Here is a 15,679-nt window from a genome sequence, read left to right as displayed (position 1 = left end):
ACCTCTTTTGTCACAGGTCGATTATCTGTGGTGCTGCTGGCGCCGGCGGCTGGCCCCCCACAACAACAATCCACCGGCAACCACGGCCCCGGCCACCGTGGCTGCACGACGGTTGGCCTGACGCTGAGCCCGGGCTCGGCGCTCGACGATGTCGCGCTCCGGTGGCCCCTCGGCGAGTGTGGCTTGCGAGCGATCCATGGCCATTCGCAGTACCTCGGCAATATGCAAAGCCCGGCGTTGCGTGGTCTCGGCGATCTGCTCCCGGCAACTGAAACCGTCGGTGATGATCAGCGTATGCTCATCGGCCTCGCGCACCCTGGGCAGCAGCACCCGCTCACCGGCAGCGATCGACACATCGTATTTCTCACGCTCGAAGCCGAACGAGCCGGACATTCCACAACAACCCGAGTCGAGGATCTCGTAATCCAACCCCATCTTCTGCATCAGCGCGTGTTCGGCATCCAGATGCATGATGGCCTTGTGGTGGCAATGGCCATGTACCAGCGCCTTGTGCTCGAACCTGGGTGGCTGATAGTTCTCGGCCCGATTCACCAGAAACTCGCTGAGCATCATGCTGTTGTCATGCAGCCGCTTGGCCCGAGCATCGTCCGGGAACAGATTGGTCAGTTCGTCGCGGAACACGGCAATACACGACGGCTCGAGCCCGACGATCGGCATATTGGCCTCGATGGCACCACTCAGGGTCGTCATTACCTGCTCGAGATAGGCCTTGGCATTGTCGAGCATGCCGAAATCGTAGAGCGGACGACCGCAACACAGGCCTTCGGGCGGGATGACCACGCGATAACCGGCGGCCTCCAGCACCTCGGTCGCCGCCTGGGCCGTGTCCGGGTAAAAGTGGTTGGTAAAGGTGTCTGCCCATAGCATGACCGCGGCGGCATGCTCGTTGACGATGGGGCGCTCGGCAAACCAGGCCTTGAACGTCTGCGGCGCATAGACCGGCGCCTTGCGTTGCTGGGGCATGGACACCACCTGCTTGGTGACGTTGCGCAACAGCGGTGCCTGGGCCACGAAGTTGGTCAGCGCCGGCATCTTCGACGCCAGGCGCGACCAGCGATCAATGAAACCGAAGGCATAGTGGAACAATGGCCGGCGATGCGCTCCCTTGCCGTAATAATGTGAAAGGAACTCCGCCTTGTAGGTGGCCATGTCGACGTTGACCGGGCAGTCGTTCTTGCACCCCTTGCAGGCCAGGCACAGGTCCAGTGACTCGCGGACTTCTTCCGACTGCCAGCCATCCTTGATGACGTCGCCGTTCATCATCTCGAACAACAGGCGCGCCCGCCCTCGTGTGGTGTGCTTCTCCTCATGGGTGACCATGTAGCTGGGGCACATGGTGCCGTCATCGCTACGGCACTTGCCGACACCGACGCAACGGAACGCCACCCGGGCAAAGCTGCGCTTGTCATCGGGAAACTTAAAGTGGGTCTCGACCTGGTGCGGCTGGTAATGGATCAGGCGTAGATTGTTATCGAGCCGATAGGGATCGATGACCTTGCCCGGGTTCATCTTCCATTGCGGATCCCAGATGCGCTTGAATTCGCGAAATGCCTCGATCAACTCGGGGCCGTACATGCGTTCCAGCAATTCGCCACGTGCCTGACCGTCTCCGTGCTCGCCGGACAGCGAGCCACCATAGGACACTACCAGGTCAGCCGCCTCTTCGGCGAAGCGACGGTATTTTTCCACGCCTTCTGTCGATTGCAGGTCGAAATTGATGCGCGAATGAATGCAGCCCTGGCCGAAGTGACCGTACATGGAACCGACATAATCGTATTTCTTGTAGAGGTCCTTGAGATCGCGAACGTAGTCGCCCACCTTGTCGGGCGGCACCGCGGAATCTTCCCAGCCCGGCCAGTGTGGCTGCTGTTCCGGCGGTGGAAACGCCGTCGCTCCCAGGCCGGCCTTGCGCACCGCCCAGATGCTATTGGCCTTCTGCTTGTCATCGACGATGTCATAGTCGACGATCTTGCTGGAGGCCTTCATGAGCTTGTCGATCAGCCGACGCGCCTGAGCGCAGGTATCGTCGGAATCCTCTCCCCCGAACTCCACCATCAAGTAGGCATCGCCCTCGGGCAGTTCGCCAAGGGTCTGCTCGTGCATGTGCTGCTTGGCTTCGTTATCGAATAGCCGCTTATCGATGGCTTCGAGTGCGATGGGGCCCGACTCGATGATTAGCGGTACATGGTCACCCGCCTCCTCGACATTGTCGAAACCCACCACCATGAGCGTGCGATGCTTGACGTTGTCGGTCAGCTTGAGCGTGGCATGGAGCACGGTCATGCAGGTGCCTTCGGTACCGCACAATGCACTGGCCAGATTGAAGCCCCGCTCGGGCAACAGGTCGTCCAGGTTGTAACCGGATACCCGGCGCGGCATGTGCTCGATCTGCGGATAGCACTCGCGAATCCGCTCGGCGTACTTGTCGCGCAGGTGCTTCAGCTTGAGGAATATCTCCCCCTGGCGCCCGCCCGCTGCGATGATCTCGTCGATCTCCCGCTCGCTATAGCCATCCTTGAGCGTCATGCGCACGCCGTCGTAGGTAAGGATATCCAGCGCATGCACATTATCGCAGGTGCGCGGGCCGTGCCCGTAGCACTGGGCTTGCACGGAGTGGACGCCGCACGAGTTGTTGCCGATGTTGCCGCCAATGGTGCACCACTCGTGCGTCGACGGATCGGGAGGAAACACCAGATTGTAATGGCCCAGGGCCTGGTTGACCTTGTCGTTGACCGCCCCGGCCTGCACGGTAACCCGCTTGTTCACGGTGTCGATATCGACGATATGGTCGAGGTATTTCGAGTGATCCATGACCACGGCATGGTTGACCGTTTCACCCGACAGGCTGGTCCCGGCACCGCGGGACAGGATCGGCACGCCGTGCTCGTGGCAGAGTCGATGGATGGCGATGATGTCATCTACCGTTCGCGGAATGGTCACACCGATGGGCGGCTGGCGGTAGTTGGAGGCATCGTTGGCGTACAGGGCGCGGCTACCGGCATCGAAGCGGACCTCTCCCTCGATGGCCTCGTCGAGCTCCCTGGCCAGCTGGCGGTAGTCTTCCAGATCGTCTTGTGCTGTCTCGCGTGCTTGGCTTGTATTGAGATCGTTCATCGCCGGTTCCTTGCGATTGTGTCCGTTCGTCCTCTCGACAGGCGACAGGCCGTTTGCCTGTCATAGCCGGTAGCGTTCTGCCTCCTGTCGCCTGAATGTCAGCCCCAACCCGGGCCGCAAGAGGTCGGGCTCGAGCCTGCCGCCGACCGGCACGACCGGCCCATCGAAGAGCATCGCTTCGATGCGGGCATGATCATGGAAATACTCGAGATGGCGCAGAGACGTGACGCAACAGCCTGGATGCATGTGCAATGCCGGTGCCGTGTGCGACGACAGCGGGATCTTGAAAGCATCGCAGAGTACGGCGACATCCATGAATGCGGTGATGCCTCCACAGCGTGTCAGGTCGGCCTGCAGTACATCCACGGCCCCGGCCTCGAGCATGCGGCGAAAGTACGGCAGGTCATAACCGTACTCGCCGGCCGTGATCTCGACACCGCCTGGCGCGCGGTCGCGTAGCAGGCGCAGCCCTTCCAGGTCGTCCGAGGTCACCGGCTCCTCGTACCAGGACACGTCGTAGGCTTGAAAGGCGTCGGCCATGGCCAGGGCCTGCTTGCGGGCATAGGCACCGTTGGCGTCGACATACAGTTCGCTGTCGGCACCGATCGCCTCGCGAGCCAGGCGTATCCGCTCGAGATCGTGCCCGGGCTCGCGACCGATCTTCATCTTGACACGTGGAATGCCCTCCTCGATCCAGCGCACCAGTTGCTCGGTGAGCTGGTCATGCGAGTAGGATGTGAATCCGCCACTGCCGTACACCGGGGCTGCCGGACGCATTGCCCCCAATAGCGAGACCAGCGGTACGTCCAGCAGCCGAGCCTTGAGGTCCCATAGCGCCACATCGACGGCCGAGATCGCCATCGAGCAGATCCCGGGCCGCCCCAGGTTGCGAATGGCCTCGACCATCTTCAACCAACCATGTCGGACATCAAGTGCGCTATGGCCTTCGATCACCCCGGCCAGCTTGTCCCGAATCAGCTCGGCACAGGCCGGATGGCCATAGGTATAGCCAACCCCGACCTTGCCGCCGGCCTGGAGTTCGACCAATACCAGGGTGGTCGAATCCCAGGCCAGCGTGCCGTCCGACTCCGGCGCATCGGTAGGCACCTTGTAGGCCGACACCTGCAGTGCTTCGATCGGAATGCGTGCTGTCATCGAAACACGCCTCCTCAGTGCTTGCGTGCCTTGGGAATGAATTCCCGCGCAAACTGCTTGAACGACGCCTTGATGGTACCCAGCGAGTCCGGATCCCCGTGCAATAGCGCCGACATGTAGGCCTGGGCCTGCTCGCGCTTGATATGCGGCGGAATCGGCGGAATGTTGGGGTCGGTCTTCACTTCCAATACCACCGGCCGATCGGTATTCAGCGCACGATCCCAGGCACCGGCCAACGCCTCGGACTCGGTTACCTTGATCCCTTTCAGGCCGATCAACTCGGCATAGTCGGCATAGGGAAAGTCGGGGACATCCTGGGAGGCTTCGTACTTGGGATCGCCCTCCATGACGCGCATCTCCCAGGTCACCTGATTGAGGTCCTGGTTGTTGAGCACCAAGACGATCAGGCGCGGATCGGACCAGCGCTGCCAATACTTGGCAATGGTCACCAACTCGGCATTGCCGTTCATCTGCATTGCGCCGTCGCCGACCATCGCGATCACGGCCCGCTCGGGATGGGCGAACTTGGCAGCGATCGCATAGGGCACGCCATTGCCCATGGTGGCCAGCCCGCCCGAGAGTGAGGCCATCATGCCACGCCGCAGCTTGAGGTCACGCGCATACCAGTTGGCCGCCGAGCCTGAATCGCTGGTCAGGATGCAATTATCGGGCAGCTTGGGCGACAACTCCCAGAATACACGCTGAGGGTTGACCGGGTCGGCATCCGCCATGGCGCGCTCTTCGAGCACGTCCCACCACTGCGCGACACTCTTCTCGATGTGCTCGCGCCAGGAGCGGTCGGTCTTCTGCTTGAGATGCGGCAATAGCGCCTGCAGGGTAGTCGCGCTATCGCCGACCAGATTGACCTCCATCGGATAGCGCATGCTGACCATGCGGCCATCGATATCGATCTGAACACCGCGCGCCTGGCCCTCCTTGGGCAGGAATTCCGAATAGGGGAAGCTGGAGCCCACCATCAGCAGCGTGTCGCAGTTCTCCATCAGTTCCCAGCTCGGGTTGGTCCCCAGCAGGCCGATGGATCCCGTCACGAACGGCAGGTCATCAGGTAGCGCGGCACGCCCCAGCAGAGCCTTGGCCACACCGGCGCCCAGCTTCTCGGCAACCTGGATCACTTCGTCAGTGGCGTTGAGTGCCCCGGCACCAACCAGAATCGCCACGCGCTCGCCTTCATTGAGTACCGCAGCCGCTCGCTTGAGATCGTCCTCGTGCGGTGCAACTCTGGGCCGCGAATAGCCTACCCCGGAATGCACCGTGCCATGCGCACGTGGCGGCTCTTCTACCGCCGGCTGCGATTGCAGGTCGTTAGGTACGATAATGACGGTAACGGTCCGCTCCGCCAAGGCAATCCGGATCGAGCGGTCTATCAAGTGACGGATCTGTGCCGGACTGGTCGCCATGTGCACGTACTCATTGGCAACGTCCTTGAACAGTGATACCAGATCGACTTCCTGCTGATAATCACCGCCCATGGCGGCACGCGCCTGCTGGCCGACAATGGCCACGACCGGCTGGTGATCCTTCTTGGCATCATACAGTCCGTTGAGCAAGTGGATCGCCCCGGGGCCGGATGTCGCCGTGCACACTCCAACCTCACCAGTGAACTTGGCATGGGCACAAGCCATGAAGGCGGCCATTTCTTCATGCCGAGTCTGTATAAACTCAAATTGGTCCCCCGCGCGATTCAGGGCTCCCATGATGCCGTTACTTCCGTCGCCGGGGTAACCGTATATGCGCTTTACATTCCACTGGGATAACCGTTTGAGCATAAAATCGCCGACTAGCTCACTCATATCAAGCCTCCGTGCCAGAACGAGATCAGGCTGTCTTTTAGCCTTAACCGAAGTTATATATTTGAAGAACCCGTCGAAAGATATAGACCTTCAAAAGGAACATGGTCAATCTGGACACCGCTTCGTTTCGCTTATGCTTCGCTTTTTCATTACTCCCGACAACTCTAGACAGGCAATTGTTTTCCTTGAGTTTTTCAAAAATTCAAGCCTGCATTCAGGCATGAAACCGGGCTTCTCGGCAAGATGATTGAAATTTGCCTAGGCTTTTTGACAACGGCTACGCTCTGAAGGGAAAGGCGTTATTCAAATTATATTTCGTTAAAATAATGTAACAAATGACAACGCCATGTTTCTCCGCAACTTACATTAATGACTTAACTTAGGAACAGCCCACACCCCAGAACAAGGATGTTGCATGCAGCACCACAAGCGAATCGAGGATTATGGTTTCATCGGCAATATGCGAACTGCGGCTCTCGTCGATCGGGATGCGTCGATCGACTGGCTGTGCCTGCCCCGCTTCGACTCGGACGCCTGTTGTGCCGCATTGGTGGGTGAACATGAGAACGGCTACTGGAAGATCTGGCCCAGCCAGGCCATCCGCTCCACCCGGCGACGTTATCGAGAAGAAAGCCTGATCCTTGAAACCGAAGTCGAGACGGCTTCGGGGCGTGCCGTCATCATTGATTTCATGCCACTCTCTCGCGAAAACGATAGCGTGGTGGATGTCATCCGTATCGTCGAAGGCCGCGAGGGCGGTGTTGATATGCGTATGGATGCCGCATTCCGCTTCGGCTATGGACGAATCGCGCCTTGGGTGCGCATTCGCGACCAGGGGATTACCGGCGTGGCCGGCCCCGATGGCATACGCCTGGAAACCCCTGTCCCCCTCGTCGAAGAGGACAATGACGTGCATGGCTCGTTCACAGTCAAAGCCGGCGAGCAGATTCCTTTCGTGTTGACCTGGTATCGCTCGTTCTGTGAAGAGCCCCCCTCCCGTGATGCCGAGCAAGCCCTCGCAGACACCGAAGCCTGGTGGCAGGAATGGAGCAGCCAGTGCGAAATCGAAGACGAGTATCGCGAGCCCGTCGTGCGATCGCTGATCACGCTCAAGGCGCTCACGCATGCAGAAACTGGCGGCATGGTCGGCGCCGCCACGACATCATTGCCCGAAGAAATGGGCGGTCAGAAGAACTGGGATTACCGTTATACCTGGTTGCGCGACGCCACGTTCACCCTATATGCCCTGCTCTCGTCAGGTTACCGGAACGAGGCATGTGCGTGGCGGCAATGGTTGCTCCGCGCCGTGGCCGGCGATCCCAGCAAGTTGCAGCCCATCTATGGCCTGGCCGGGGAGCGACGCCTCTACGAGCATGAACTCGATTGGCTGAAGGGTTTCAACGGCAGCCAGCCTGTACGTACCGGCAACGGTGCCTACCAGCAGCGCCAACTGGATATCTATGGCGAAGTGATGGATGGCCTGCACCTCGGTCGCGTCCACGACATCGAGCCCAACGAAGATATCTGGGCTATCCAGTGCACCCTGCTCGATTTTCTCGAGGCTCACTGGCAGGAGAAAGGCATGAGCCTGTGGGAGCATCGTGGCCCGGCCCGTCACTATACCCATTCCAAGGTCATGGCCTGGGTTGCGGTGGACCGTGCCATCAAGAGTGTCGAGGAGTTCGGCCTGGAGGGGGATGTCGAACACTGGCGGCAACTGCGGCAGCAGATTCACGACGAAGTCTGCGAGAAAGGCTTCAGTTCGCAGCGTAACGCGTTCGTGCAGTACTACGGAGCCGACTCGCTGGATGCTTCCCTACTGCTGATTCCACAGGTCGGTTTCCTGCCGGTCGATGACCCCAGGATGGTAGGTACCATTGACGCCATCCAGAAGGATCTCACGCACGACGGGTTCGTGTACCGCTTTCAGAGCGACAAGAAAGCGGAGTGCGGACTGACCGATGGCGAGGGAGCCTTTACGGTCTGCGGCTTCTGGCTCGTCGATGCCCTTGTCATGCTCGGTCGACAGGACGAAGCGGCCCAATTGTTCGACAAGCTGCTTTCGGTGAGAAACGACCTGGGGCTGCTGGCTGAAGAGTACGATCCCATCCAGAAGCGACAACTCGGTAATTTCCCCCAGGCCTTCTCACATGTGGGACTGGTCAATAGCGCCCATAACCTGAGCTGCTGCCAGAAAGGGGTCAAGGGGCCTGCCGAGGAGCGTGGGAAGGAGTGACCAAGCCATGCAACCAATACCATCAAAGGCAGGAGATCCGGCTCCTGTCATTTTTTGCCGAAGAAAAACAAAACAAGCTAATAATTAAAACTCGCCATAAAATACAAACGACCGTATGACTTGATAATGAATGCTTCATGCGAATTGAAATATTTACCAAAAGCTGAAAAACAATATAACTATAGACAAGCCTGCCCCAAAAAACTAAAGTAAACTTAGGTGTAGCTTACAAAAATAAGACTACACTAACTAAATTAACTTATAAAAATAAAGAAATTTACGCTTAGAAGGTACGCTCAGGGAATAGGGGCAAGCGATGAAAAATAACTATATACTTATAGTTATCAGGGACTTGAATAGCAACCCTGCCAGTGATTACACAACTAAACTTACTGCGCAAGGCTATCATATAGAGTACGTGTTGCCAGGCGTCGATCCTGTTCCCCTCATGCAGCGCCGTCCCCCTATTGCTGCCTGCTTCCAGTTCGACTATCCCGATACTGCCGGCTTGTCAGATCTTCGGCGTGCAAAGCAGCAGGCCCCCGCCGTTCCATTGTTGATGATTACACAGGCCCACTCCGAACAGCTCGCCGTCTGGGCGTTTCGGACCCGAGTATGGGATTATTTCGTTTACCCGCTCGATACCTCACGCCTGCTCAGCGTGCTCGAGGTCTTGGCCAGCTTGAAGCAGCACGGCCAGATGGATGTGGATTCACGCGCCAAGCTGGACATGACCAACACGATTCCTCCTGAAGCCCGCCAGCACCGTGCCAATCAGAACGAGGACAAAGCGACGCTGGATCGAGCCCTGGCCTACCTGGACAAGAATCTGCACAAGAAGATCGTCCAGTCGGAAGTCGCCGAACTCTGTGGCCTGAGTCCTTTCCAGTTCAGCCGCCTGTTTCGGCGTGTGATGAAGGTCACCTTCCAGGATTATCTTCTGTCCCGACGCATCGAAGAGGCCAAGCGCCTGTTGGCCAATCCCAGAATATCCGTCACCGACGTCTGCTTTACCGTCGGGTTTCGTGACCTGTCCTATTTTACTCGGGTGTTCCAGCGATATGTCGGTCTACCCCCGTCACGCTATCGGCAATCGCTTGAGCCAGCCACGACGTTACTGACCAAGAGCCAGCGGGAGGTCCCTCGACAAGACGCAACGCGACCGGGATCAAAAACGGAACAGGTGACTCCCGGAACAGGAAAAAAGCTCCGGGAGTACACGCAGGAATAACAATCTTATTGGATCTACTCAATCTACCAGCACCGGTATGCGGGCCAGGATGCCGTAGTTTTCTCCGCCTGTCTGGCCTTTGGGCTCATGAACAGTGCAACTAGGGAGGAAATAGATGCTCTTTTGTCGCCAATCGGCTGGCTCATCGTATTGGTCGCGAAGATTGAAGTTATCGACAAAATTTGACCAGCGCGTTTCACCACTGGGGCTGGTATTGGTCCAGGTTCCTGGAGAAGAGCTGTCGACGTCTTCCGCAGGCAATGTCATTTCCGTCGGCGCTCCGGCCTGCTGGTCATAAGGAGAATGGTCGATCTTGTTTTCTCCATTGACCATCCAGACAATATTCAACTCCACAGCCCCTACCAGCGGGTTCTGTGGCGCAACCCCCGATTCGCAGTCGATGACCGGCAGGGTCAAGCTCCATAACCGCTTACGTTCGGTCTCCTCGGTCCAGCAGTCATACAGCGCACTAAACGCCGATTGCACCTGCCCGTTGTTGGTACCGATATCTTCGCCAAACTCCATCTCCGCTGGATTACCATCGCCACAGATCAGACTCTGAAGTTCGCTGGCATTGGTCGCACCACTGGTGTCGTGGAGGAAATTCGTCCAGCCTCCCGTCTGGTCCCCCTCGGGGATGAAACGTCCGACACTGCAGTCGTAGCTGCCATCCGTGTTCAGCAACGCCTGCTTGCACATGGCAATCGGCTGGTCGGCATCGTTCGGCCGCAATGCACCGGCAAACCCGATATAAGCGACGGCACGTGCAGACACGTCATAGTTGTCGAATCCCAACACAGTGCCAAAAAAGGCTTCAACAGGCGTGGTCTGCCGTGCTGTCACGACCTCGATAGCGTTGATGAAATTGGGGTCGGCATCCAGCTCGGCCGTGGTCCGCCCTGCCAGGTCCACGGGCAAGAGCGACTCGTTAGGGGTAAACGTGCGTGTCGCGAAGCTCCAGTGGCCGCGCAATACGCTGACGACTTCAACCGGAGTCCCCTGGCTGGTATTGGCCATGGCAGCGTCTTGTGCTACCACATTGGCCCCGGCATTCACGCTGCTTCCATCCAGGGAATAAAGCCACCTGGCCCCGGCCAGGGCACCGGCATCCGCCGCATTGTGGAGTTCATTGCGGGCCACGTAGAGATTGCTGCCATCCACGGCCAACGCCGTAAACCCAAGCAGCATGAACAGCGCGACCGCCATCAACACCGTAGACACACCGCGCTGACCATGCAGGCTACGGCCACTACCTGCTCGGCGTCTGGTCAAGGAAGGGTTCATGGCTATTCTGCCCTCATCACAATGGTGGAAGACAAGTTCAAAATACCGCCAAGCGTGCCGACAAACTCAGGAAGCAGGAGAAACTGATAAGGATAATTGACCGTCACGGTCAGTTCGTCCCCGGCATCGAAATACGTATTGGTATTGCGGTCGCTTCTCGCAATATCGATGCTCATTACTGCCGCCCCACCCAGGGAGATCAGGTAGTCTTCCGCGTAGCGACACACGGCATCACGAATAGCATCGTTTTCCGAGCTGACAGTCTCGGGACATTGTGCGGACCCTCCCGCCAATGCCCGCTCGCCCGGGCGAAAGAGAATGCCGTGACGGGCTCCCTCGCGGCTGGCATTGGTCAGGGTGGACTTGTCGAACAGCGCCACGCTGAACTCGATGATGCCGAACAGCAGGATGAACAGCAGTGACGAGCTGATCGCGAACTCGACCAGCTCCGCGCCCTTCTGCCGGTGCAAGGATTTCATGGCAGCCCTCCCTTACAGTCCGATGCCGCCACGACGTTCCAGCATGCGCCTGACATTGCTGGCATTCTCGCTGGCCGTGACGTAGTACGCCGGGGAGAGCCGCATGGCTTCCTCGAAGAAGGTGAGCGCCTGGTCATAATCGCCCGACATCATCGACACGAAGCCGACATCATTCAGGGCTTCGGCCGGTTGACCGTTTCTGCCCAAGGCCTCGAGGGCATAGCCATAATCCCCCTGCCGTGCATGCACCAGCCCCAGGTTACGCCAGGCCAATTCATAGCTGGGGTCGGCCTGAAGCGCCGACTGCAACGCCTCGTTGGCACCGACCCAATTGCCGAACAGGTATCGGGAATAGCCCAGGTTGTTGAGGACCACGGCCGATTCGGGATTGATGTTCAAGGCTTTCTGGTAATACTGCTCGGCCTGCTCGGCATTGCCGTTCATGTCGGCGATGATGCCCAGCGCATTGTAGGCGCGCCAGGGTGCCTGCCCATGCGCAATGGTCACGGCGCGAAGCTGCTCTTCCGCGGCCTTGTACTGGCGCTTCTGCAACAACACCTCCCCCAGGCCGGTACCGGCCTGGGCGTGGCTGGGCTCCAGCTCCAGCACCCAGCGATAGGCCAGATCCGCCAGGCGGTAATTCTCGCGCTTGTGGTGGATATAGCCGATGCGGTACAGGGCATCGGGAGACGGCGCCTCCGCCAGGCGCAGGCCGCGGATATATTCGAACAGCGCCCGGTCGGCATCGCCCGAGCGCAATGCCATGTCCCCGTTCCGATAGGCCTCTTCCGGTGTGCCTACCGGGAATGCCGTGGCATAGGTGGCCGTGGATTCACCATCGTAGAACACGCCGTAGCCATCGCCCGTGTCATTGCGTGGCGTCCCTGCGCAACCGGCAAGCAGCGCCCCGGCCAGGATGGTGGCAGCCAGCTTGTTGATGTTGTTATGCGTTTTCATGTCAGTTCCCTCGAAACGAATCATTGTTTTAACGACCGCTCATGGCTTCGAACGCCCCAAGCAAGGGCGGGCCCAGCGCCACGACGAAAAAGCTGGGAAAGACACAGAAGACCAGCGGAAAAAGCATCTTGGTGCTGACCTTGGCGGCTTTCTCTTCGGCTTCCTGGGTGCGCTTGTCGCGCAGTTCCGCGGCATAGATACGCAGGGTCGCGGCAATGCTGGTGCCGAAGCGCATGCTCTGCAGCAGGCTGGTGACCAGGCCACGAATGTCCTCCACGCCGGTCCGCTCCTCCAGGTCACGCAGGGCGGTGCGTGTATCCATTCCCGCCCGCGTCTGCATGCCGAACAGTGTCAGTTCGTCCGAAAGTTCCGGCTGGCTGATCTCAAGGTCACGTGCCACCCGCTGGATGGAGGCGCCCAGCCCTAGCCCCGCTTCGCTGCTGACCACCAGCAGGTCGAGGGCATCCGGCAGGCCACGACGCAAGCCGAGGGTACGCCGCTTGATGGCGCGCTCGAGCCAGAAGGTCGGCAGCAGATAGCCGACCAGGCCGGCGGAGACGGCAGCCAGCACGGCAATATTCAGTGGCAGCCGCAGCAACGTCGCGGCCACCATGGCCAGGGTGGGCAGCAGCAGCGTGAGCCCCAGTTTGGCGCCGAAGAACGTGTTCAAGGCCCCCGGTGCGCGAATGCCGGCATGCCGCAAGCGGTTGTAGGCCTTGCTTTTGGCCTCTTCTTCCGTCGGCATCAAGCGCTTGCCCATGGGATCGACCAGGCCGCGCAGGCCGGCCCCTTTCGCTGCGCCGGCTTCTCCACCACCGCCCGCTGCGCCCGTGACGGCCGGCTGCGGCTCGAGGTTCTGAAGGCGGCGCTTTACCGGGTCCGCCAGTCCCAGGATCAGCAGCATGATGGCAACCAGCAGCGTAAACACCGCCAGGCCAAGCAGCGCCACGAAACTGAGTTGGGCCAGCTCGGGATCGGCGATGAGGCCATTCAGGAACGCCTGGAGTTGATTGAGGATATCCATACCCGCCCTCCTACACGTCGATGCGCACGATGCGGCGCATCCAGAAGATGCCGATGACAATCATCACGAAGGCAATGACCACCATCTGGCGACCGGTCGGGTTGTCGGTCAGCATCGGCAGGAACCCCGGGCTGACGATCGACAGCACCCCCGCCAGGCCAAACGGCAGCAGCGACAGCACCCAGGCCGCCAACCGGCCTTCGGCAGACAAGGTGCGCAGCTTGCGATGGAAGCGGAAGCGGTCGCGAATCACCGAGGCCAGGCCCTCCATCAGTTCGGCCAGGTTGCCGCCGGTCTCCTTCTGGATGAGCACCGAGGTAACGAACACCATCACCGTCACGCTACCGATGCGCTCCAAGAGCCCACCCAGGGCCGTGCGAACATCGCCGCCGTAGTTGATCTCCATGAACGTGGTGCGAAACTCGGGGCCGATGGGGTCGGGCATTTCTTCGGCGACCAGCTTCATGGCATCGGAAAACGGGTGGCCGGCACGCAGGGCGCGCGACATGATGATCAACGCATCGGGCAGTTGCTCTTCGAACTTGGCCAGACGCTTGGATCGATCCCGCAGCAAGGAAAGTACGGGCAGGCTGCCCAGCAGCAGGCCACCCACGATGCCCATCACCGGCATGGCCAGCCACTGGGCGATCAACAGCCCGGGAATGACCGCCAGGCAGGCACTCATCAGCACCAGACGATAGGCCGGCGTCTCGCGCCCCGCCTGCTCGATGAGCCGTTCGAGGCGCGGCATGCCGGGCAACTTGCCCAGGGTGCGTTCCAGTGCCGAGCGCTCGCGATAGCGCTTGCTTCTCAGCAGTTCCGCCCGCTCGCGCTGTTCCGGCGTCACCGCGACGGATTTCAGGCGCTTCTTGAGGCGCTTGCGGGCCTGGCGGTTTTCGCCGAAGGCCGGCACCATGAAGCTCTGCACCAGCAGGAACACGGCGATGAAGATCATGCCGACGAAGATCACCTCGTCGGAAAGCTGCCAGTTCATCGCCACTGCTCCTCACCCGGCTGGAAGACATCCAGTCCCGGGTCCATGCCGCGCTGCCGCAGCCGCTCATAGAAGTGGGGAACCACACCAGTGGCGGCAAACGTGCCAATTACGTTGCCCTCTTCATCCATCCCCTGCCGGCGGAAGCTGAAGATTTCCGACATAGTGATGATGTCGCCTTCCTGGCCGTTGATTTCCTGCACGCTGACCAGCCGGCGCTTGCCGTCTTCCTGGCGTTCCACCTGCAGCACCACATCGATGGCCGAGGCAATCTGCGCGCGCAGCGGACGCATCGGCAGGGTAATGCCGCTCATCGCTACCATGCTCTCGATACGCGTCAGTGCATCACGCGGGGTGTTGGCGTGGATGGTGGTCAGCGAGCCGTCGTGGCCCGTGTTCATGGCCTGGAGCATGTCGAGGGTCTCGCCGCCACGCACCTCGCCGATGATGATGCGGTCGGGCCGCATGCGCAGACTGTTGCGTACCAGGTCGCGCTGGGTCACCTCGCCGCGGCCTTCGATATTGGGCGGGCGAGTTTCGAGGCGCACGACATGCGGCTGCTGCAGTTGCAGTTCCGCCGAGTCCTCGATGGTGACAATGCGCTCGTTATGCGGGATGAAACTCGACAGCACGTTGAGCATGGTGGTCTTGCCCGCCCCCGTGCCGCCGGATACCAGCACGTTGAGCCGGGACTTGACGATGGCCTCGAGCAGCCGGGCGACGGTGTCGGACAGCGTGCCGATCTCGACCAGGTTCTGCGCGGTCAGGTTGTCCACCGAGAAGCGGCGAATCGACAGCATCGGGCCATCGATGGCCAGCGGCGGGATGACGGCGTTGACGCGCGAGCCGTCCTTGAGGCGTGCATCGACCATCGGCGACGATTCATCGACGCGCCGCCCCACACTCGAGACGATACGGTCGATGATCGACATCAGGTGCCGGTCGCTGGCGAAGCGCAAGGTGGTCTGCTCGAGCTTGCCGTGACGCTCGACGAAGATCGGCTCGGTGCCGTTGACCAGTATGTCGGCCACCGTCCTGTCGGCCAGCAACGCTTCCAGCGGCCCCAGCCCCAGCACTTCATCCTGCAGGTCGGCGACGATGCGCTGGCGCACGCTGGCATTGAACGGCAGGGTCTCCTCGCGCATCATCGACTCGCAGACCAGCTGAATCTGGCTGCGCGCTTCCTTGTCGCCCAGGCCACTGAGCAGCGAGAGATCCAGGGTCTTGACCAGTTTCTGGAACAATGCCTGCTTGTAGGCCTGCTCTTCGGCGGTCAGGCTGTTCTCGGCATGGCGCATGCCCGGTGTGTTCCAGCTATCGCGGGACAGTTCGCGACTTTCGGTACCGCTCAATCGTTGGCGCAGGTTCATGTG

Annotated in this window: 11 protein-coding genes; 2 read left to right on the top strand and 9 right to left on the bottom strand. The window is 60.1% G+C overall.

The window, feature by feature from the left end; all coding sequences use genetic code 11:
* Positions 1-21: 21 nt before the first annotated feature.
* Genes BM194_RS04640 through BM194_RS04630 form a run of 3 tightly spaced genes read right to left on the bottom strand, consistent with a single transcriptional unit; the run spans position 22 to position 6,101 of the window.
* On the bottom strand, positions 22-3,135 hold the full coding sequence (locus BM194_RS04640; protein WP_092844182.1) for an FAD-binding and (Fe-S)-binding domain-containing protein: 3,114 nt from the start codon (positions 3,133-3,135) through the stop codon (positions 22-24).
* Between the two features lie 60 nt (positions 3,136-3,195).
* Complete coding sequence (locus BM194_RS04635; protein ID WP_092844180.1) at positions 3,196-4,290, bottom strand: enolase C-terminal domain-like protein; 1,095 nt, start codon at positions 4,288-4,290, stop codon at positions 3,196-3,198.
* A gap of 14 nt (positions 4,291-4,304) precedes the next feature.
* Positions 4,305-6,101 (bottom strand): thiamine pyrophosphate-requiring protein, encoded by a 1,797-nt coding sequence (locus BM194_RS04630; protein WP_092844178.1) that lies wholly within the window; start codon positions 6,099-6,101, stop codon positions 4,305-4,307.
* A 415-nt stretch (positions 6,102-6,516) separates the two neighbouring features.
* Between BM194_RS04630 and BM194_RS04625 the strand changes: the two genes are divergently transcribed.
* Together BM194_RS04625 and BM194_RS04620 are read left to right on the top strand one after the other, a co-directional pair.
* Positions 6,517-8,337, top strand: coding sequence for a glycoside hydrolase family 15 protein (locus BM194_RS04625; protein WP_092844176.1), 1,821 nt, complete (start codon positions 6,517-6,519; stop codon positions 8,335-8,337).
* A 316-nt stretch (positions 8,338-8,653) separates the two neighbouring features.
* Entirely contained in the window at positions 8,654-9,568 is a 915-nt protein-coding gene (locus BM194_RS04620) for a helix-turn-helix transcriptional regulator (protein ID WP_092844174.1), read from the top strand.
* A gap of 18 nt (positions 9,569-9,586) precedes the next feature.
* Here the strand turns inward: BM194_RS04620 and BM194_RS04615 are convergent, their stop codons facing one another.
* The 6 genes from BM194_RS04615 to BM194_RS04590 are packed head-to-tail and all read right to left on the bottom strand — an operon-like array spanning position 9,587 to position 15,676.
* Complete coding sequence (locus tag BM194_RS04615) at positions 9,587-10,852, bottom strand: pilus assembly protein TadG-related protein (protein WP_092844172.1); 1,266 nt, start codon at positions 10,850-10,852, stop codon at positions 9,587-9,589.
* Positions 10,853-10,854: 2 nt separating this feature from the next.
* Positions 10,855-11,331, bottom strand: a complete 477-nt coding sequence (locus tag BM194_RS04610) for a TadE/TadG family type IV pilus assembly protein (protein WP_092844170.1) — start codon at positions 11,329-11,331, stop codon at positions 10,855-10,857.
* Between the two features lie 12 nt (positions 11,332-11,343).
* A complete protein-coding gene (locus tag BM194_RS04605; protein ID WP_092844168.1) occupies positions 11,344-12,288 on the bottom strand; it encodes a tetratricopeptide repeat protein in 945 nt (314 codons plus the stop codon).
* 28 nt (positions 12,289-12,316) lie between these two features.
* Positions 12,317-13,312, bottom strand: coding sequence for a type II secretion system F family protein (locus tag BM194_RS04600; protein WP_092844166.1), 996 nt, complete (start codon positions 13,310-13,312; stop codon positions 12,317-12,319).
* A 10-nt stretch (positions 13,313-13,322) separates the two neighbouring features.
* Positions 13,323-14,306 (bottom strand): type II secretion system F family protein, encoded by a 984-nt coding sequence (locus BM194_RS04595; protein ID WP_092844164.1) that lies wholly within the window; start codon positions 14,304-14,306, stop codon positions 13,323-13,325.
* Positions 14,303-15,676 carry a TadA family conjugal transfer-associated ATPase gene (locus tag BM194_RS04590; protein ID WP_092844162.1) on the bottom strand — a complete coding sequence of 458 codons (1,374 nt, stop codon included), beginning with the start codon at positions 15,674-15,676 and terminating at the stop codon, positions 14,303-14,305. The genes BM194_RS04595 and BM194_RS04590 overlap by 4 nt, the downstream gene beginning before the upstream one ends.
* Between the last annotated feature and the right edge of the window lie 3 nt (positions 15,677-15,679).

The organism is Modicisalibacter xianhensis (genome assembly GCF_900113605.1).
Classification (GTDB): domain Bacteria; phylum Pseudomonadota; class Gammaproteobacteria; order Pseudomonadales; family Halomonadaceae; genus Modicisalibacter; species Modicisalibacter xianhensis.
Note: the sequence above shows the minus strand (reverse complement) of the source record. Positions and strands in the feature narration are given on the sequence as shown.

Coding starts and splice junctions, on each gene's coding strand:
- BM194_RS04640 (WP_092844182.1), bottom strand. CDS start 3,135: ATGAACGATCTCAATACAAGCCAAGCACGCGAGACAGCACAAGACGAT.
- BM194_RS04635 (WP_092844180.1), bottom strand. CDS start 4,290: ATGACAGCACGCATTCCGATCGAAGCACTGCAGGTGTCGGCCTACAAG.
- BM194_RS04630 (WP_092844178.1), bottom strand. CDS start 6,101: ATGAGTGAGCTAGTCGGCGATTTTATGCTCAAACGGTTATCCCAGTGG.
- BM194_RS04625 (WP_092844176.1), top strand. CDS start 6,517: ATGCAGCACCACAAGCGAATCGAGGATTATGGTTTCATCGGCAATATG.
- BM194_RS04620 (WP_092844174.1), top strand. CDS start 8,654: ATGAAAAATAACTATATACTTATAGTTATCAGGGACTTGAATAGCAAC.
- BM194_RS04615 (WP_092844172.1), bottom strand. CDS start 10,852: ATGAACCCTTCCTTGACCAGACGCCGAGCAGGTAGTGGCCGTAGCCTG.
- BM194_RS04610 (WP_092844170.1), bottom strand. CDS start 11,331: ATGAAATCCTTGCACCGGCAGAAGGGCGCGGAGCTGGTCGAGTTCGCG.
- BM194_RS04605 (WP_092844168.1), bottom strand. CDS start 12,288: ATGAAAACGCATAACAACATCAACAAGCTGGCTGCCACCATCCTGGCC.
- BM194_RS04600 (WP_092844166.1), bottom strand. CDS start 13,312: ATGGATATCCTCAATCAACTCCAGGCGTTCCTGAATGGCCTCATCGCC.
- BM194_RS04595 (WP_092844164.1), bottom strand. CDS start 14,306: ATGAACTGGCAGCTTTCCGACGAGGTGATCTTCGTCGGCATGATCTTC.
- BM194_RS04590 (WP_092844162.1), bottom strand. CDS start 15,676: ATGAACCTGCGCCAACGATTGAGCGGTACCGAAAGTCGCGAACTGTCC.